The sequence below is a fragment of the Vibrio sp. NFR genome (assembly GCF_027587095.1).
In the GTDB taxonomy this organism is placed as follows: Bacteria; Pseudomonadota; Gammaproteobacteria; order Enterobacterales; family Vibrionaceae; genus Vibrio; species Vibrio harveyi.
Window position 1 is genome coordinate 1 of sequence record NZ_JAPPTN010000002.1, and the last position, 17,881, is coordinate 17,881.

At 46.4% G+C, this 17,881-nt stretch carries 17 protein-coding genes, 1 pseudogene and 1 riboswitch; of the genes and pseudogenes, 13 read left to right on the plus strand and 5 right to left on the minus strand.

All coding sequences use genetic code 11. The annotated features are described in order from the left end of the window. Positions 1 to 303: 303 nt before the first annotated feature. Positions 304 to 828 carry a DUF3087 domain-containing protein gene (locus OH463_RS03565; RefSeq protein ID WP_005449505.1) on the minus strand — a complete coding sequence of 175 codons (525 nt, stop codon included), beginning with the start codon at positions 826 to 828 and terminating at the stop codon, positions 304 to 306. A gap of 158 nt (positions 829 to 986) precedes the next feature. On the opposite strand from OH463_RS03565, the gene trmY reads away from it, so the two are divergent. Then, complete coding sequence (trmY, locus tag OH463_RS03570) at positions 987 to 1,586, plus strand: tRNA (pseudouridine(54)-N(1))-methyltransferase TrmY (RefSeq protein WP_005374282.1); 600 nt, start codon at positions 987 to 989, stop codon at positions 1,584 to 1,586. A gap of 77 nt (positions 1,587 to 1,663) precedes the next feature. Here the strand turns inward: trmY and OH463_RS03575 are convergent, their stop codons facing one another. Together OH463_RS03575 and OH463_RS03580 are read right to left on the minus strand one after the other, a co-directional pair. Further along, entirely contained in the window at positions 1,664 to 3,007 is a 1,344-nt protein-coding gene (locus OH463_RS03575; RefSeq protein WP_269990551.1) for a TldD/PmbA family protein, read from the minus strand. Continuing rightward, positions 3,007 to 4,392, minus strand: a complete 1,386-nt coding sequence (locus tag OH463_RS03580) for a TldD/PmbA family protein (protein WP_009697276.1) — start codon at positions 4,390 to 4,392, stop codon at positions 3,007 to 3,009. Before OH463_RS03580 ends, OH463_RS03575 begins: the two co-directional genes overlap by 1 nt. Before the next feature lie 481 nt (positions 4,393 to 4,873). Then, a riboswitch (TPP riboswitch) is annotated at positions 4,874 to 4,984 on the plus strand. Positions 4,985 to 5,093: 109 nt separating this feature from the next. Here OH463_RS03580 and thiD point away from each other — a divergent pair. From thiD to OH463_RS03620, 8 genes are all read left to right on the plus strand, one after another. After that, positions 5,094 to 5,966 carry a bifunctional hydroxymethylpyrimidine kinase/phosphomethylpyrimidine kinase gene (gene thiD, locus OH463_RS03585; protein ID WP_005449510.1) on the plus strand — a complete coding sequence of 291 codons (873 nt, stop codon included), beginning with the start codon at positions 5,094 to 5,096 and terminating at the stop codon, positions 5,964 to 5,966. After that, positions 5,956 to 6,711 (plus strand): ABC transporter ATP-binding protein, encoded by a 756-nt coding sequence (locus tag OH463_RS03590; RefSeq protein ID WP_017189900.1) that lies wholly within the window; start codon positions 5,956 to 5,958, stop codon positions 6,709 to 6,711. Before thiD ends, OH463_RS03590 begins: the two co-directional genes overlap by 11 nt. After that, positions 6,704 to 7,504 carry an ABC transporter permease gene (locus tag OH463_RS03595; RefSeq protein WP_269990552.1) on the plus strand — a complete coding sequence of 267 codons (801 nt, stop codon included), beginning with the start codon at positions 6,704 to 6,706 and terminating at the stop codon, positions 7,502 to 7,504. The genes OH463_RS03590 and OH463_RS03595 overlap by 8 nt, the downstream gene beginning before the upstream one ends. Positions 7,505 to 7,551: 47 nt before the next feature. Beyond that, on the plus strand, positions 7,552 to 8,502 hold the full coding sequence (locus OH463_RS03600; protein WP_009697280.1) for an ABC transporter substrate-binding protein: 951 nt from the start codon (positions 7,552 to 7,554) through the stop codon (positions 8,500 to 8,502). 54 nt (positions 8,503 to 8,556) lie between these two features. Further along, positions 8,557 to 9,225: a thiaminase II gene (gene tenA, locus OH463_RS03605; protein ID WP_017818225.1), complete on the plus strand. Its 669-nt coding sequence runs from the start codon at positions 8,557 to 8,559 to the stop codon at positions 9,223 to 9,225. A 12-nt stretch (positions 9,226 to 9,237) separates the two neighbouring features. Then, positions 9,238 to 10,029: a hydroxyethylthiazole kinase gene (thiM, locus tag OH463_RS03610; RefSeq protein WP_009697282.1), complete on the plus strand. Its 792-nt coding sequence runs from the start codon at positions 9,238 to 9,240 to the stop codon at positions 10,027 to 10,029. A gap of 64 nt (positions 10,030 to 10,093) precedes the next feature. Next, positions 10,094 to 10,708 (plus strand): thiamine phosphate synthase, encoded by a 615-nt coding sequence (gene thiE, locus OH463_RS03615; protein ID WP_188014402.1) that lies wholly within the window; start codon positions 10,094 to 10,096, stop codon positions 10,706 to 10,708. Positions 10,709 to 10,896: 188 nt separating this feature from the next. Continuing rightward, positions 10,897 to 11,622 (plus strand): phosphatase PAP2 family protein, encoded by a 726-nt coding sequence (locus tag OH463_RS03620; RefSeq protein WP_009697284.1) that lies wholly within the window; start codon positions 10,897 to 10,899, stop codon positions 11,620 to 11,622. Between the two features lie 78 nt (positions 11,623 to 11,700). Here the strand turns inward: OH463_RS03620 and OH463_RS03625 are convergent, their stop codons facing one another. Further along, on the minus strand, positions 11,701 to 14,148 hold the full coding sequence (locus tag OH463_RS03625; protein WP_269990555.1) for a molybdopterin guanine dinucleotide-containing S/N-oxide reductase: 2,448 nt from the start codon (positions 14,146 to 14,148) through the stop codon (positions 11,701 to 11,703). 23 nt (positions 14,149 to 14,171) lie between these two features. Next, on the minus strand, positions 14,172 to 15,266 hold the full coding sequence (locus tag OH463_RS03630; RefSeq protein WP_009697286.1) for a NapC/NirT family cytochrome c: 1,095 nt from the start codon (positions 15,264 to 15,266) through the stop codon (positions 14,172 to 14,174). A 231-nt stretch (positions 15,267 to 15,497) separates the two neighbouring features. On the opposite strand from OH463_RS03630, the gene OH463_RS03635 reads away from it, so the two are divergent. From OH463_RS03635 to OH463_RS03650, 4 genes and pseudogenes are all read left to right on the plus strand, one after another. After that, positions 15,498 to 16,049 carry a GNAT family N-acetyltransferase gene (locus OH463_RS03635; RefSeq protein WP_038898016.1) on the plus strand — a complete coding sequence of 184 codons (552 nt, stop codon included), beginning with the start codon at positions 15,498 to 15,500 and terminating at the stop codon, positions 16,047 to 16,049. A gap of 27 nt (positions 16,050 to 16,076) precedes the next feature. Further along, a pseudogene (locus OH463_RS03640) lies at positions 16,077 to 16,532 on the plus strand (SDR family NAD(P)-dependent oxidoreductase); the annotation flags it as partial. 278 nt (positions 16,533 to 16,810) lie between these two features. Then, positions 16,811 to 17,281: an HAD family hydrolase gene (locus tag OH463_RS03645; RefSeq protein ID WP_009695874.1), complete on the plus strand. Its 471-nt coding sequence runs from the start codon at positions 16,811 to 16,813 to the stop codon at positions 17,279 to 17,281. Positions 17,282 to 17,347: 66 nt separating this feature from the next. After that, positions 17,348 to 17,878, plus strand: a complete 531-nt coding sequence (locus OH463_RS03650) for a GNAT family N-acetyltransferase (protein WP_005449536.1) — start codon at positions 17,348 to 17,350, stop codon at positions 17,876 to 17,878. The last annotated feature ends 3 nt before the right edge of the window (positions 17,879 to 17,881 follow it).

Genomic DNA, 17,881 nt, shown 5'->3' on the forward strand with positions numbered 1-17,881 from the left:
CTATATTGTTAAAGAACTTGCTTCGTAAGCTTTGCTATCGAAGCGGAGGCGTATTCTAAGGAATTAATTCTTAGTGTCAAACACTTTTTTAAATTAATTTTTAGAAGCTTTTTCTTTCGCCTCATTGCCAACCGCTTTTGCGTTTCCGCTTTGCCCTGACAACGGAGGCGCATTATAGGGAGATGATTTTTCTTGGCAACCCTTTTTTAGAAAAAAACTTAAAAAAAAGCGTTGAGTGATGAAATCTCACTCAAACGCTTATTTTTAGCACTTAGTTGTTAACTTCAAGTAGCAAATAGGCAATCAATATGTGTCTATCCAAGACTCTTCAAAGCTAGCGATATCCAGATCCAGTGATTGCGCCGCTTCTATTTGTTCAATTGCCTCTAATTCTTTATTTACACTGCTCATCGTTAATGTGTTGTTGTCTAACTCAAACACCTGACTTTGAGTCGTATAGTAGAACTTAAGTATCGTCAACGCTTTTACATCGTGCTCAACAGAAGCGGCTTTAATGCTTTTCAGTTTGCGAAAGATCTTGTTGTGCAGTTGCTTGAGTTTCCAGACATACAACACTTCTTCCATATAAGGGCGTGTTTTGAATTGGTTCAACAAAGACAGTGAAGTGGCTAAGGCGAGCACAACACCAATTAAGTTCCAATGAAAGTTCCCCGTCGATTGTTCAGGTACTACATCTGTATTACCGAACAAGATAATTAATAAAGTACTAAAAGCAAGAGAAGAGATCGCAAGCAAGGCAACAAAGCCACCAATCACTAGGTTGACCTTCTTTCTATAGACTTGTTTGTTTATTTTTTTGATTTCCATATACCGCTCCTAACAGGTTGCCTCTATTCTAACCAGCACACTCCTTACGACAATCGAAGCTTTGTAAGTAAGTTCACATTTGCTATTAAACTCGCATCCCTTCCCTGCTTGGGTATATACTTCCGCGCATTCACTCTTCCTATATAGAGGCTAAATTCATGCGCTCTTTTGTTTTACGAGCTCGCGCGGCGCCAACCACCAGCAAAGCACTGTTAGAAGGTGTTGGTAATGAAGCGCATACAGAGATTCTTGCTCATACCATGATGAACACTATGTTCGTTGCTCAATCGCACCGCGAAGATGTGGTTGTGCACTTGGTTTTAGAAAGCACAAAAGATTTCTCACGTACCATTACCATTCGCTCCAACGACATAACCAACATTGGCGGCTTCCATGAGTCAACTTTGATTGCAGCGGTGGCTCGCGCTTTAGACGCTTCGGTTGGTATGGGTAAAGAGCAGCTTCGTGAAGTCGAACCTGGTATCACCGTTCGTACAGTCAGCTTTGAACGCCTAGTGCAAGAACTGGCAGAAGATCACCAACTATATATGTTGGATAAAAAAGGCGAATTTGTTCGTGATGCAGAAATCGGTGGAAACCCATGTTTCTTGCTAACTGACCATATTCCGATGCCGAAGAAGTCTTTTAACAGCTTAAAGCGCCTTGGCACAGAGAAGATCAGCTTAGGTCCTAAGATGCTGTTCGCTTCTCAGTGTGTGGTATTGATCCACAATGAGTTAGACATTCGCGAATTTTAATTCTCACGAGTTAATCATTCGATAAAAGAAAGAGGACTCCATTGAGTCCTCTTTTTGTTTCTATAGGAATGCCGGAGTTATTTACCGCCAATGCTCAAACGAGCAAAACGAACGTCTGGCGAGAAGAAAGTACGGCTATCGTTAATTAGCTGAGTATCACCCACAGCCTCAACTTCTTGCAGCATCTTGTAGAAGTTACCCGCTACAGTGATACCACGCACTGGTTGAACGCGCTCACCATCACGGCACAAGAAGCCACTCGCACCAAACGAGAAATCACCACTCACCGCATCCGCGCCAGAGTGAACACCCTGCAGTTCGACTAACTCTAGGTACTCACCCGCTTTCACTTCTGACGCACTACTGTTGCCTGTCGCAATCACTTTGTGATTCGCTGATACTTCTAGGCTCGATTTTGCACCGCGAGCGGCACTTGCTGTCGAGACTGCACCCAAGTAACTTGCGGTCTGGCTGTTGTGTAGCAAGGTTTTCAACTCACCATTAGCAATCATCACATTGTCTTGAGTAGCAAAGCCTTCACTATCAAAACTTGCGATTGCCATACCATTTGGCATGTAAGCCGTATCAGTAAAGCTAATTAAATCACTCGCAACACGTTGACCAAGCTTATAACCCAGTGGCGTAATGCCTTTCATCGCGCTTACGCCAGAGAAAGCACTGCCGAAAGCACCGAATAAACTTGCTAGCGCATTGATATGGAAGATAGCAGGGTAGTTACCCGTCGCAACCGGTGCACCTTCAAGAAGATCTCGAGCAAGGTTGTAACCGCCTTCTATACAGTAAGCTGGATTCAACTCATCAAAACGGCGACCAAGTGACATTCTCCCCGCCATTGACTGTTTGCCGTCTTTTTCAAACAAGGTATACGCGTAACAAGTGAACGAGCGCTCGAAGTGTTGACACAATGTACCTTGAGTATTGGCAATGATTAGTTGCGTTTCGCCATCGCTGTAACCATTGTAAGGTGCGCTAGAAGCGTGAGGTAGAGCGACTACGCCTTGCTCAAGTGCGAGAGACAGTTCAATTTTTTCATCAACAGAAGTCGTATCTTCTTGTGAAATCTCAGCAACATCAGTCGCAATTTGGCTGTTCACGCAACTAATCGTCTGATGTTCATCTTGTTTGGAAAAGCGAGCGCTTTGCAGTGCGTTGGTCAGCATCAAATCTAAGCTTGGTTGCTCTAACGACTCAGAATAGCTTGTTGCAACACGCGCATCTTTCACAACACGAACACCCAGAACTTGGCTTGAGCTTACTTTGTACTCATCCAGCTTTCCTAGGTTCGCTTTCAAAGAAAAGCTGCTGTTGCGGTTTACAATGACGTCCGCTTCTGCACCTTGGCGTTTTGCTTCTGATAGGACGTAATCAACCGCATTAAGAAGTTGTTGTTCTTGGCTCATTAGTTACCGCCTCCTACCAGAATGTTATCTACTTTCAGCGTTGGCTGACCGACTGTTGTTGGCACTGAACCACTCACGGAACCACACATGCCCGGCGCAAGCGCCATGTCTTTGCCGACCATGCTGATTTCTTTCAGCACTTTTGGACCCGTGCTGATCAGCGTTGCAGTTTTCAGAGGTTTGGTGATTTTACCATTTTCAATGAGGTAAGCTTCACGAACGGCAAAGTTGAACTCTCCCGTACCCGGTTGAACCGAGCCGCCGCCCATCTTCTTCGCATAGATACCACGCTCGATGCCTGTCAGCATGTCATCAAGTGAATGCTCGCCTTCTTCGATAAAGGTGTTACGCATACGCGAGGTTGGTGCGAACTTGTAGTTTTGACGACGACCAGACCCCGTAGGTTCGTAACCTGTCTTCATGCCCCCCATTTTATCGACCATGAAGCTGGTAAGCTTACCGTCTTTGATCAATTGAGTGCGCTGAGTCTTCATGCCTTCATCATCAACATGAATCGAGCCCCATTCGTTAGTCATGGTGCCATCATCGACTGCATTCACTGCGGTGTGAGCAACCATTTCGCCCATCTTGTCGTGGAAGACTGATGCTTTCTTCGCAACTGAAGTGGTTTCTAACAAGTGACCACATGCTTCATGGAAGATAACGCCACCAAAGCCGTTACCAATCACCACCGGCATTTCACCCGATGGACAAGCATCGGCGCCAAGTTTCACCAACGCTTGCTGCGCGATAGTTTGACCTAGCTCTTTGGCATCAAGCTGTTCACTGAATTCCCAACCCGCAAGAGCGCCAGGACCTTCCATACCTGAAGACTGCTCATTACCTTTTTGAGCGACGGTATTACCAGCAACTCGGATGTAGTGGCGAGTATCGTCAACGTGTAGACCTTCTGAGTTGAAGATAGACACTTGCTGTTCGCGCTGAAGCACGCTGCCGATGAACTGGCTGATATGTTCACTCTCTGCGCGTGCGGCTTGGTCAACTTGCAATAAGAAAGCAATTTTAGAATCTAGGTTAGCGTCTTTGCCAAGTGGCATACGACAACCATGTTGAATTGGGTAGCGGTTCAGATTGAGAGAACCTGCTGAGGCGATTTGCTCACGCTTGTCTTTTGCTGCAAGCAGTGAGGTTACGCGTTTAAGCTCGGCTTCATCGGTGCTGTTGGTGTAACCGTAAAGCACTTTATGACCGAAGAAGAGACGAATACCGATACCAAAATCGATACCCGAGTTCACCTTGTCCACCTCACCAGATGCGATCTGGACAGTGTTGGTTTGATGGTGTTCAACGAATAGCTCAGCGAAATCAGCCCCTAAAAAGAGGGCATGATCGATCACCGCTTTCGCTGTTACAGAATTAAGCATGAAATCTCCTTGCTCGTTGATCGTCCTAGCCTTCCCCACCTTTGAGTTAGACTCTGTTTATAACAGTCATAACCTAAATTGGATGACTCAAAAGGATATTGGCAACGCGTTAAATATTAACACTTTTTTAACCTTGTTTTATGCTAATCCTTGTTAAATCAAAGAACGAATCGTTACGTATTATGTCGACATCTCACTATTAGATAGTGTCTTGAACTGCCAGTTTCAATGCAGCACGTTATTTACACTAAATTCTGCCACCACATTGCTGTTGGATTCACAAAATAATAAGGGTTCCAGCTAGGCAACAAGCGAAAGAGTCCCATGAGCATAGTTAGCCTATGTGATTGGGCGAGTGAGCGCAGTTAACAACGCTGGGGCTCTAATTACGAAGAGAATCCAGTTCTCATATTTAAATGATGACTCTCTCTAGCCATAAAAAAACACGTGCACCGTAACTGAGTGAACTGCTATTATCTTGACGAAATAGTCGGGGGGCCCATGCAGTGAATGCATCGGCTGAGATCGAAATTCGAGACCCGTTGAACCTGATTCAGTTAGCACTGACGTAGGGAACTATCATCACTTTGCCACTAGCTTGCCTTGAGTCTCTACCAGTGCAGCTAGCCCAATGGATCCGATCACCGATCTTCCCTTGCTTGGCCAAGTCAGTTCCTGTACGTCTTGTAATAGGAGCGACCATGGCGCAGCAGTCAAGCCAAGAAAAACCATCAACACAGCCACAAGCAGCAACTTCAACAGACACACCGATTGTGTTAACGATTGCAGGTTCTGATAGCGGTGGCGGCGCAGGCATTCAAGCCGACATAAAAGCGATGTCCGCAACCGGCAGTTTTGCTTGCTCGGTAATCACGGCGATTACTTCGCAAAATACCCAAGGCGTTTCTGCGATTTTCCCAATCCCTCTCGACCATGTAGAGAGCCAACTTGATGCGGTATTTACCGACCTCAACATCGTTGCAGTTAAAGTGGGCATGCTGGCCGATTCCAATATCATCAAAGTCGTTGCAGACAAAATTAAACAATACCAGCCAAAACACCTCGTGATTGACCCTGTTATGGTGGCCACCAGCGGCGATCTATTACTGGAACAGTCGGCAATCAGCACTTTAAAAGAAGAATTGATTCCGCTCGCAGACATCATTACCCCTAACCTACCTGAAGGTGCTGCATTGACAGGTAAACCAGTTCCTCAATCAGAATCTGAAATGAACGATATGATTGCTGACTTGCGCGCATTAGGGGCAAAAGCGGTGCTGTTAAAAGGCGGTCATCTGGAAAAAGACAAAAACAGCAACGATCTGCTGATCATGCAAGACAATGCCGAGTTAATTAGCGCTAAACGCTTTCCAACCAAAAACACCCATGGCACAGGCTGCACACTGTCTTCTGCTATCGCGTCTTACCTTGGTCAAGGCAACAACCTGCACAAAGCGGTGCACCTTGGTAAGCAGTACATCAGCCAAGCTATCGCACACGCTGACGAATTGGATGTCGGTAAAGGTCATGGTCCTGTGAACCATTTTTTTGCAGGTCACACGCATGTGCGCTAATGCACTCGGCATTCAGCTTACCGAAGCAAGTCTGCAATACAAAGACAGCCAAACACCAACATTAGCTGGGTTGAGTATGACCATCCCTGCCAATCAATGGACGGTGTTACTTGGTCGCAGTGGTTGCGGAAAAACGACGATCCTTCGTTATCTAGCGGGTTTGTTAGACGACAAAGTCGAATGGCATGGCGAGTTAACGACCACGGATGGCATCACCTTACACAAGCGTATTGCCTACATGGCGCAGCAAGACTTGTTGCTGCCGTGGTTAAATGTGTTAGACAACGTCTGCCTAAGTTCTCGATTTTCTCAAGATCAAGCACCAGAACAAAATAAACAACGTGCACTGACTTTACTCAGCCAAGTGGGACTCGCCGATTACGCGGATGCTAAGCCAGCTCAACTATCTGGCGGCATGAGACAACGTGTTGCCCTTGCTCGTACTCTGATGCAAGACAAGCCTCTGGTTCTGATGGATGAACCTTTCTCTGCGTTGGACGCGGTTACTCGCCATAAGTTGCAAACCTTGTCTGCCGAATTATTGAAAGATAAGACGGTTGTTCTGATTACCCACGACCCACAAGAAGCGGTGCGATTGGCTCACCAACTCTATGTACTGCAAGGCACGCCTGCACAAGCTCAGCACTTGGTTGTTCCGGATTCCAAGCCGCCACGAGTTCTCGATGGAGAGTGCGCAGCGCTACAACAAGCGATTTTGGATCAATTGGAAAAAGACTATGAGTGATATGACTCAGTACAACTCCGTTTCGGCACGTATTAATAAAAAAGAACGCGTGACCCATCCGGCTCTGCGCTTGGTCATAAGCACTGCGGTGATCTTGGGATTGTGGCAGTTGGTCGTGGTGGTATTCGACATGCCAAGTTTCATCTTACCTTCACCGATTGAAGTGCTGGATAGATTGGTCACTCGTTACGATGTCTTGCTCAAACATACTTGGGTTACCGCGCAAGAGATTTTACTTGGTTTGGCGCTTGGATTATCGATGGGTTTGCTGTTCGCATTGCAAATGCTGATGTTCGAACCGCTGAAGCGTTGGTTACTGCCAATTCTGATTGCTAGCCAAGCGATCCCTGTGTTCGCCATCGCGCCAGTGCTCATGCTTTGGCTTGGTTACGGCATTGCGTCGAAAGTAGTCATGGCGGCAATCATCATCTTTTTCCCCGTCACGACATGTTGCTACGACGGCTTACGCAATACACCAACAGGTTACCTCGACCTTGCCAAGACCATGGGCGCGTCGAAATGGCAGCTACTTCGTCATATTCAATTGCCAGCCGCACTACCAACTTTAGCCTCAGGTATTCGTGTTGCCGTCGTTATTGCGCCAATTGGAGCAGTGGTCGGTGAGTGGGTAGGTTCAAGTGAAGGCTTGGGTTATCTGATGCTCCAAGCCAACGCTCGCATGATCATTGATGAGATGTTTGCGGCGCTGTTTATCCTCGCCGTACTGTCTATCGCACTCTACTTCATCACCGATAAATTATTGAAAAAAGCCATCCCTTGGGAAAGCAAGTAATTGCAGAAAATAACCAAAGGAAATTGGGAAAGAAAAGGAAGAACCCCGTGAATAAAAACAAACTTATGAGCGCTGCTGCTCTACTCGCTTCAGTGGTATCAACCAACGTACTCGCTGCTGAAAAAGAGATGACACTTATGCTGGATTGGTTCGTCAATCCAAACCATGGTCCTATCGTGATTGCTAAAGAGCGCGGTTACTTCAAAGAACAAGGTTTGAAGGTCAACATTCAAGAGCCTGCAGATCCAAGTACACCACCTAAGTTGGTCGCTGCTGGCAAGGTCGACATGGCGATTTCATACCAACCGAGCCTAACTATCGATGTCGCAGCTGGTTTGCCACTAATCCGCTCTGCGACTTTGATTGCTACGCCACTCAACACGCTGATGGTGTTGGATAACGGTAAGAATGAAAACCTTGGCGACTTGAAAGGCAAGAAGATCGGTATTGCGATCGCAGGCAACGAAGAAGCGACAATCGGCACCATGCTCGCTCAAGAGAGCGTGAAGTTTTCTGACGTACAAATCATCAACGTAGGTTGGGCGCTATCTTCGTCTCTTGCGTCTGGCAAGGTGGATGCGATTTGGGGCGGTCTACGTAACTTCGAAACCAACCAACTGGCACTAGAAGGTTATAAAGCTAAAGCCTTCTTCCCTGAAGAACACGGCGTGCCAGCGTATGACGAGTTAGTCTTCGTAGCCAATGCAAAAACCTATGACAAAGAAGCCATCAAGGCATTCAACAAAGCACTGGAGCAAGCGACCACTTACATCGTTAACCATCCAAAAGAATCTTGGAAAGAGTTTGTGGCTTATTCACCAGACACCCTCAACAACGAGCTTAACCAACGCGCTTGGAATGACACGCTAACTCGTTTCGCTCTTCGTCCATCTGCAGTAGATCTGAAACGCTACGATGATTATGCCGAATTCATGTATTCACAAAAAATCATCGAGACACTGCCAAAAGCGAAAGATTACGTACCGAGCTTTGACTAATTCTACTGACCTTAGGCTCAAAGCCTAAGGTCTTTTGATAACGAGATATCCATAATGAAATACCAAGACTTGATCGACGCTTGCCACCAAGATTGGCAAGAATACACTGAGCATGCTTTCGTGCAGCAATTGGCGCAAGGCACTCTGGCTCAGCCTTGTTTTCTGCACTATCTAAAGCAGGATTTTCTGTTCCTAAAGCAGTACGCACGAGCTTACGCATTAGCGATCTACAAAGCGCGTACTTTGGATGACATGCGCCGCGCTCTCCCAAGCGTACATGCATTGCTCGATTCTGAAATCGCCCACCACGTGACTTACTGTGAGCAATGGGGGCTGACGGAATCCGACCTAGAAAACGAGCCGGAAGATTTCGGCACTGTGGCTTACACCCGCTACGTATTGGATGCCGGCATGACGGGCGATCTTGTTGATCTATACGCGGCACTAGCGCCATGCTCTATCGGTTATGCCGTTATCGGTAAGATGCTGATTGAAGATGAAAAGACAGTAATCGAAGGCAATCCATACGCAAGTTGGATTAATCTCTACGGTGGTGAGGAGTTCCAATCTGGTGTCGCAAAAGGTGCAGAACACTTTAACCAGTTATTGGCGGAAATCGACATCAATAGCCAGCGTGGTCAAAACCTGATTCAGGTATTCAAAACTGCAACGCGTATGGAAGTAGCATTCTGGCAACAAGGTCTGAATGCTCAGCAAGATTAATCGGAGAGTCTCATGTTAATTGAACAAATCACCCAAGCATTAACCGCAGTACGCCAACAAAAGCCATTAGTCGTCAACATCACTAACTACGTGGTGATGAACAACACGGCAAACGCGCTATTGGCTATCGGCGCTTCTCCAATCATGGCGCACTCCAAGCAGGAAATGGCAGAGATGATGTCGTTCGCGGGCTCACTGGTTATCAACATTGGTACCTTAGACAGCGTTTGGACACCTCGTATGAGCTATGCCGTAGAGCAAGCCAATGCCAATGGTAAAATCGTTATACTCGACCCAGTCGGTTGCGGAGCAAGCTCACTACGTACAGAGACATCACGTGAGATCGCACGCCTTGCAGACAAACTCATCATCCGAGGTAACGCCTCAGAAATCATTGCACTCGCTGGCGAGCAAGCACAAAGCAAAGGCGTCGATGCGTTAGACAGCAGCGACACAGCACTTGGCGCTGCCAACTTCTTAGTCACAGAGTATGATGCAAGCGTGGTGATTTCTGGCGAGACCGATTACATCGTCACGAAAGGGCAAACCGTGCAACTAAACAATGGTCACGAGATGATGCCATACGTAACAGGAATGGGCTGTACGCTCACGGCACTAACGGGCGCTTTTGCTGCCGTTGGTGATGACACTGGTCTCGCAGCAGCAGCGGTACTAGGTGTTGTTGGCGAGATTGCAGCGGAACAAGCTCGTGGTCCAGGTAGCCTGCAAATGAACCTGTTGGATGAGCTTTACCAGTTGGATGAAGAAACATTGGCGAAGCGCCTCAAACTGCACGTGCAATAAGCTTTTATCTCTTTTAACACTAGCCTCTCAATCCTCTTTCAATGAGAGGCTTAAAGGAAACCCAATGAACGCCTATCGTTTATATTTGGTCACCGATGACCAACAAGATTTAGCCACATTAAAGCGTGTTGTGAGAAAAGCGGTGGAAGGTGGCGTGACTATGGTACAAGTCCGCGAAAAACACGGTGATGTGCGTGCGTTTATCGAACGAGCTCAAGCCGTGAAAGACATCCTTAAAGATACCGATGTGCCTTTGATCGTCAATGACCGCGTAGATGTCGCACTGGCTGTCGATGCTGATGGGGTCCACCTTGGGCAATCAGACATGCCAGCAATCATTGCTCGTGAGTTGATTGGACCAAACAAAATTCTCGGTTTATCTATCGAAAATGAAGAGCAGCTTGCAGAAGCCGACTCTCTGCCGATTGATTACATCGGTTTGAGCGCGATATTCGCGACGCCAACCAAAACCAACACCAAGAAGTTCTGGGGTATTGATGGCTTGAAGATGGCGTTAGAGACCACTTCACTGCCGATTGTTGCCATTGGCGGCATTAACGAAAGTAACATTCCGCAGCTTAGCGCCACTGGTGTTCATGGCTTGGCTTTGGTTTCGGCAATTTGCCACGCTGAAGATCCAAAAGCCGCATCGGAGTACCTATGGGGTTTGATGAGCTAACCTTGCTCACTCCAGAGCAAAGCGCTTATGGATGAGCGCGTTCACCTCTCAAAACTTTCAAAAGTCCCTACTTTCACAGCGAAGACCTGCAATGTCACTTTCACACTCGAATTGACAGAGCGTTGATAAGTTTTTCACATCAATTGTCGTAAGATAGCCGCCTATTTTCGACTGCTGTATGACTTTTCATGAAAACAAAAAAATATGGTTTGATGATGCTCGCCTTGTTCATTCTTGGCATCATCCCGCTTTCGCTGTTTGCCTCGTTCCACGATCTTACTTCTCACGTTTCTGATGGTACTGGCATCCTATTCACCTTGCTGACAGACTCTGCAGGCAGCAAAGGCTTTTTAATTACCTTGACGTTGTTGGTGCTGTCCCTTTACCGCTTTAAACCATCTCGCACCGACTGGATGCAAAAACTGTCGATGCTGGGGTTGCTACTGGTGATTGGTTTTGCCAGCAAAACAGGCTTGAAGCTAATGACAGAAAGCCCACGTCCCTACACCGAGTTGCTTGCTGCAGAGCAATTAATTGAACATCCAGAAGCGTTTTATCAACTAGAAACCGCTCAGCAAGCGAATGTGATTGGGCAGATTTCTGAGAAAGTCAGCGAATGGCGCACTCGCCACTGGCAAGGTGAAAAAGATTACTCTTTCCCATCTGGTCATACGATTTTCGTTTCAATCTGTTTAGCCTTCTTCGGTGGGTTATTTTTGCAGAATAAGTGCTATTTTTCTGCTGCAACTTTATGGGTGTGGGCTATGGGCGTAGCGTACAGCCGTTTGTGGCTAGGCATGCACAGAATTGAGGATTTGATTGGTTCAGTGGTGTTTGTCGCGGTGGTATTTACCTTACTGCCTACATTTCAAATCACAAAAAAAGCGCCTTTCGTTGCCTTAGCAACCAAGTAAAAGTCTTAAAAAATAGATAAAAAGAAGCCAGCAACTTGCTGGCTTCGTTCATTTTAAACATTGAGCTCTAAACTAAGACTAAGCATTCTTAGGTGGTGTAAATGCCGTTAGCTCAAGGATTGGTCCTTCGTATTTCTCGATACGAACCAACGCAGAGTTTGCCGCACAACCGTTCGCAAGACGAGAAGTTGGAATATCTAGCGTTAGAACATTACAACCACCGTTTTTACAGATACCTGTTTTCGGATCTAGATCTGGCCAACCACCTTCGTGAATACAAACAGAACCTTGCTTGATGCCATCAGTAACCAATGCCCCCACCAGAACTTGACCGCGACCATTAAAGGCACGAACAAGATCACCGGTCTTAATACCTCGTGCTTTTGCATCTTCTGGGTGGATAGAAATCGGCTCACGATCAGCAATCGCGTACTCTTCACGAATCTTCGCATAGTTGAACTGGCTGTGCAGACGATGCGCGGCGTGCGCCGTCATTAGCTGAAGCTCACCATCAGTGGCATTGCCCGTGTATTCTGTTGGCTCCATCCAAGTTGGGTGCGGAGGACAGTCTTCTAACTGGTAGCCTTCAATTGTCTTAGAGAAGATCTCGAACTTACCACTTGGCGTACCTAGTGGGCTCATAATTGGGTTTTCACGGAATTCAGCGTAACGTACAAACTGCGAGTTTTTCTCGTTCCACTTCATTTCGATCAACTGATTATCTTCCCAGAATTTACTGAAGTTTGGCATTGCGATGCGTTGACCACGACCGCCTTGCTGCGCTGCTTTATAGAAGCCATACAGCCATTCCATTTCCGTTTTGCCTTCGGTGTAAACATCACGTCCACCCGGAGCAAGCAATTCTGCCATATCCGCAAATACATCAAAGTCGTTACGAGCTTCACCTTGAGGCTCTACCACTTGCTTCATTGGTACTAGGTGTTGGTTACTGTAGTCACCTGTCATGGTCATATCGTTACGCTCAAACGATGTGGTGATAGGTAGAACAATATCCGCGTGCTTCGCTGCCGCTGTCCAGTATGGTTCAGAGATAACGATAAGCTCTGGTTTTTGCCACGCTTTGATCAAACGGTTGGTATCTTGGTGGTGAGTAAAGTTCGCACCGCCTGCCCACCAAATCATCTTGATCTCAGGGAACGTTAAGTCATGACCATTATGATGGTAGCTCATTCCTGGGTTTTCTAACGCTTCAACAATACGTGCTACTGGGAACGCATTAACAGAGCCAGAAACCGCCCAATCGTTACCCGCAGAAGATCCGCCACCTAGTGATGCTGAAATCGCAGGAAGCACACCCGCATCACGTGCAGGGTTACCACCGTTTGAGTAATGGTAAGAGAAGCCAAAACCACCACCCGGTAAACCAATTTGACCCAGCATAGTTGCTAGCGTCACTAGCATCCAGTGGCGTTGCTCTCCGTATTGTTGGCGCTGCATACCCCAGCCCGCCATCAGCATTGTGCGGTTTTTGCTGAAGATGTCTGCAAGTAGCTCAAGTTGCTTAACTGGCACGCCACAAATCTTAGATGCCCACTCTGCAGATTTCTCAACGCCGTCTTCTTTACCCATTAGGTAAGCTTCGAATACGTCGTAGCCTGTGGTGTATTTCGCTAAAAATTCTTTGTCGTGCTTACCTTGTTTCACAAGTGTATGTGCGATACCCATCATCATTGCCACATCCGTCATAGGATGCGGAGCGACCCATTCTGCGTTTTCGCCGAAGAACTCGATGGTTTCTGAACGCATTGGGTCGATAGCGATAACCGTCTTACCTGACTTCTTAAGCTGGTGGAAGAACTCAAGACCGGCACAGTCTGTTGAGCTCCAAGCGATTTTTAGGGTATTGATTGGGTTAAGACCCCAAAGCACCACAACGTCACTGTGCTCAAGAACCACAGGGTAAGTGGTTTGCTGTTCGTATACTTCAATAGAACCTACCACGTGCGGCATGATCACCTGCGCTGCACCTGTAGAGTAGTCACCAAGGTGACCTGAATAGCCGCCTGCCATGCTCATATAGCGCTGTAGAAGCGTTTGAGCTTTGTGCAGTACGCCACTTGAACGCCAACCATAAGAACCAGCAAACACCGATTCAGCACCATGCTCTTTGCGAATGCGCATGTGTTGTTCGTGAATCAGTTTGTAAACTTCATCCCAAGACACGCGAACGAATTCATCACTACCGCGCACGCCTTCTGGCACAGATGGGTTTGCCAAATAGCCTTTACGTACCATTGGGTACTTAACACGAGCTTTAGTATGAACTTGGTCAGGCCCCGTAGTTTGAAGACTGTTTGGTACCGTTTGTGGCAATGCGTTCGTGGTAGAAATCAGCTTACCGTCTTTCACTTCACATAGCATTGGACCCATGCGACCCGCTGTGAGTACACCTGAACCACGCTTATCGGACGCTAGCGCGCTCATTGGCGTCAATGAAGTGAAAGCTAGAGCACCAGCAGTTAGACCAGTGCCTTTTAGAAATCCGCGACGAGTTAAATTAGTCATAATCTTATCCTTCTATTTATCTATTAGTGACCAACCACATCTTTCGCGTGGTGCTGGAAGAACTTAGTCAAAATTTCTAGGTTTTCTGCTGAAATATCAGTGCGATCACCCATACTCTTCGCTACAGGTCCCCATGCGTTCACAGTAAAGTGATTTGAAGGAATTTTCGCGTGGCAAGTTGCACAGTAAACGTTGTCCAACTCTTCCGCGTATGACCAAACTGGCTCTAGCGTATCAACGACTGGAGAATCAATCGTTGCCGTTAGAGTGACAGGGCGCCACTCGTTGCCATATACATCTGCCTTGAACTCACCAGCTTCAACTGCTTGTTGGCCTTGTTCAGATAGTGTTGCGACAATCGCGCGTTGACCTTCACCCATGTAAAGCACTTGTTCTGCACCTTTCATTTGGAATGCGTTGATCTTAACCGTGCGGTTGTCTCCCTCAGCTTTCACAACGTCCAGCTTGGTTGTTGGGTTCACAGTACCAAAGTCGCCCATGCTGATAGACGTCACTGGATAAACCACTTTCGCATCTGCTGCTGTCTTGGTTGTGAAGCTCATCAGTGTTTCAAACGCTTTGCTATCAAGTTCCGCTTCTGGAGCAAAGTGCGCTACACCTTTGTGACAGTCGATACACGTTTGGTCATTCGCTTTACCGTAAGCGTGCATCTTCGCCGCGTCACGTGATTGCTCGAACTCTTCCATTGCATCGAAATCGTGACAAGAGCGACAGGTTGCCGAATCATTTTCTCGGAACTGCGCCCAAACCATCTCAGCAAGTTCAGTACGATGTGCTTCGTACTTCTCAGGCGTATCGATCTTGCCAGTCACAAACTCGTGATAAATGTCTTTTGAGGCACGGATCTTAGTGATCAAGTAATCCATTGGCTCTTTCGGAATATGACAGTCTGAACACTCAGCTCGAATACCTTTAGCGTTACTGAAGTGCACTGAGCCTTGATACTCTTTGTATGGAATTTCCATAGAGTGACAAGAAAGACAAAACTCAGTGTCCGATGTGTAATGCATCACTGCTGCGGTGCCGCCTAAAGTTAGCCAGCCCACACCAATACCCACTGCCACCATTGCGGCGATATAACGTTTTTTAATTGACATAATTAGAAATAAATACTCACAAAGTTACATGCTTTGTCGCATACTTACCCCTTTAGTAGTAATTTCGACTTGATCTGAGTCATGCCTATTCTCTATGTGGTGACTTATTTTTCGTTATTGAGAGGCTCCTTACCATATTCCATTTTTTAAAAAAATCTTTCTTGACCAGACGTATTCGCCATAACGATAGATGTTGTTTATCAAAGCACTTTTGATATGTTTGTGTGAAATATGAAAACTCGATCACATGGAGGCGAATCGCACGTGCTATCTCAATCTATTTCTACCCCAAGAACCGAGCTAAAACCGCTCACTCAGGACAATTGGGATCTCTATCGACGTCTATCCAGTGATCCAGAAATCATTGCTCTTTGTTTTGATCCACCAACAGAAGCTGACATGAGACAGAAATTTGAATCGCGTCTGCCAATATGGACTCCCCAAAGTGAACATTGGTTATGTTTGGTGATTTATGAAAAGTGCAGCTCACAGCCAATCGGTATCACTGGCTTTGTACTGCAAAATGGAATTGCTGAGGTTGGGTATTTGTTGTTGCCAGAGTTTTACGGTAAACAATTTGGTACCGAATCTCTTGCGGGTGTAATTGATTGGGCATTTAACCAGCACAATATCTCTGAGTTTTCTGCCACCGTGACGGAAGGTAACATTGGCTCCGAGCGAGTACTGGAAAAGTGCGGATTTAAACTTACTGAAATCATCCCTGAAGCCTATGAAATCGGTGGGAAAAAGTACGCTGATAGGCTCTATTCATTACAAAAATAATATTCACTACAAAAACAAGGATATGTTATGCAGAAAGTAGTCATCATCACCGGAGCCAGCCGAGGCATTGGTGCAGCAACTGCTAAGCGATTGGCAGCACAAGGTTATTCTGTGTGCGTAAACTATCGTACGCAGACTGACGCTGCCACACAAGTTGTCAACGAAATAGAAGAAAATGGCGGTAACGCAATCGCTATTCAAGCGGATGTTTCCAATGAGCAACAGGTGCTCTCATTGTTTGAACAAACCGAACAAGCACTTGGTAAAGTCACTCACCTCGTCAACAATGTTGGAATCTTATTCACTCAATCTCGCCTTACCGACATGAGTCTTGAGCGTTTCCAAAGCGTGATGAATGCTAACGTCACTAGCTGCTTTCTCTGCTGTCGAGAAGCGGCGAAACGATTTGAATCTGGCAGTGCCATCGTTAATGTCTCCTCTGCCGCATCTCGCTCTGGTGCGCCGTTCGAATATATTGATTATACCCAAGTGACTTCAAGATGCAGGATTCAGAGCGTTGTCATTGATTCGAGGTCAAGGAAAACAACGCAGCGTAATAGCCAGCTCTTTCCAAGTTGTTTGACGCAGACATCGGGGCAATGACACGCTCCCAAAGGGCGAGCTGTCTTGGCTTGTATACTTTGTTGTCGATTCTTGATTTAGAGTGACTAGATCTTTAAATCGTCGCCGCGTCTACAAACCAAGTCATTCTCGCTGAACCTAGCATCTCGAGGTTACTTGGGTATAATGGAGATTCGAACATGATTTATCTTTTCGATTGGGGGAACACCTTAATGGTAGATTTCCCTCACGCACAAGGAAAAATGTGCGATTGGGAACACGTCGAGACCATGCCTCTCGCCAGAGAAACGCTAGAAAAACTGTCACAGCAGCATAGCGTTTATATCGCTACCAGTGCATCAGACTCCGCAATGGAGGACGTGCAAAAGGCATTTCAGCGAGTCGGACTGGACCAATACATCAGTGGTTACTTTTGTTTTGCCAATCTTGGTATTGCGAAAAATCAACCTAGCTTCTATCTCGCGGTCGCTGAGCAATTAAACGTAGTACCCAGCCAGCTCACTATGGTGGGAGACTTACCAGAAAAAGACATTTATCCCGCAATGGATGCAGGGCTAAACGTCATTTGGTTCAATCCTAAAAACCTTCCTGTTCCAAGTAAGCCTATTCCGTCTCAAGTGCATTGTTTATCGGAGCTGATACTAGGCTAACCAACAAGGCTTTACTGGAACTCTCGTTTAACCAACTACACTTAATGCACTAATCAAGGAAGATGAATGCAGATCAGACCGATTACTCTCAACGATATCGACCATTTTATTGCGCTCTGGAACCGTGTATATGAAGAAGGCGAGTATTTACGATCTCCTGCGCCTGACCGAACAATGTTGAGTGATGTGATCACGCGAGTAGAAAAAGAATCCATCCCTCAGTTTGTCGCCTTTGATGGGAGGCAATTAGTGGGAAGTATTGAGATCTTCCCTGCCGAAATGTGCGGTTATGAAGGTGGAGAGTTTGCGAAAACTGGTATTCTTGGCATTCACATTGATCGTCATTATCGCAACCAAGGACTAGGAACAAAACTTCTAGCAACCGCCATTCAAAGTGGTTGGAAGTATGGTTATGATACCATTGTTCTCAATGTTTATAAGACCAACCAAGCAGCGATTGCTTTGTATGAACAATTTGGCTTCGAACATGGTGGTGAGCTAGGAGAAGTGTTACTACCCAATGGCAAATATCTGATGAGTCAAAAAATGGTGTTAAAGCAAGACGAAATGAACGCTAGCAGCAAAAGCCATTCTTGATAA

Excerpts from the sequence above, each read along its gene's own strand:
- OH463_RS03565 (WP_005449505.1), bottom strand. The coding sequence starts at position 828 with ATGGAAATCAAAAAAATAAACAAACAAGTCTATAGAAAGAAGGTCAAC.
- trmY (WP_005374282.1), top strand. The coding sequence starts at position 987 with ATGCGCTCTTTTGTTTTACGAGCTCGCGCGGCGCCAACCACCAGCAAA.
- OH463_RS03575 (WP_269990551.1), bottom strand. The coding sequence starts at position 3,007 with ATGAGCCAAGAACAACAACTTCTTAATGCGGTTGATTACGTCCTATCA.
- OH463_RS03580 (WP_009697276.1), bottom strand. The coding sequence starts at position 4,392 with ATGCTTAATTCTGTAACAGCGAAAGCGGTGATCGATCATGCCCTCTTT.
- thiD (WP_005449510.1), top strand. The coding sequence starts at position 5,094 with ATGGCGCAGCAGTCAAGCCAAGAAAAACCATCAACACAGCCACAAGCA.
- OH463_RS03590 (WP_017189900.1), top strand. The coding sequence starts at position 5,956 with ATGTGCGCTAATGCACTCGGCATTCAGCTTACCGAAGCAAGTCTGCAA.
- OH463_RS03595 (WP_269990552.1), top strand. The coding sequence starts at position 6,704 with ATGAGTGATATGACTCAGTACAACTCCGTTTCGGCACGTATTAATAAA.
- tenA (WP_017818225.1), top strand. The coding sequence starts at position 8,557 with ATGAAATACCAAGACTTGATCGACGCTTGCCACCAAGATTGGCAAGAA.
- thiM (WP_009697282.1), top strand. The coding sequence starts at position 9,238 with ATGTTAATTGAACAAATCACCCAAGCATTAACCGCAGTACGCCAACAA.
- thiE (WP_188014402.1), top strand. The coding sequence starts at position 10,094 with ATGAACGCCTATCGTTTATATTTGGTCACCGATGACCAACAAGATTTA.
- OH463_RS03620 (WP_009697284.1), top strand. The coding sequence starts at position 10,897 with ATGAAAACAAAAAAATATGGTTTGATGATGCTCGCCTTGTTCATTCTT.
- OH463_RS03625 (WP_269990555.1), bottom strand. The coding sequence starts at position 14,148 with ATGACTAATTTAACTCGTCGCGGATTTCTAAAAGGCACTGGTCTAACT.
- OH463_RS03630 (WP_009697286.1), bottom strand. The coding sequence starts at position 15,266 with ATGTCAATTAAAAAACGTTATATCGCCGCAATGGTGGCAGTGGGTATT.
- OH463_RS03635 (WP_038898016.1), top strand. The coding sequence starts at position 15,498 with ATGAAAACTCGATCACATGGAGGCGAATCGCACGTGCTATCTCAATCT.
- OH463_RS03645 (WP_009695874.1), top strand. The coding sequence starts at position 16,811 with ATGATTTATCTTTTCGATTGGGGGAACACCTTAATGGTAGATTTCCCT.
- OH463_RS03650 (WP_005449536.1), top strand. The coding sequence starts at position 17,348 with ATGCAGATCAGACCGATTACTCTCAACGATATCGACCATTTTATTGCG.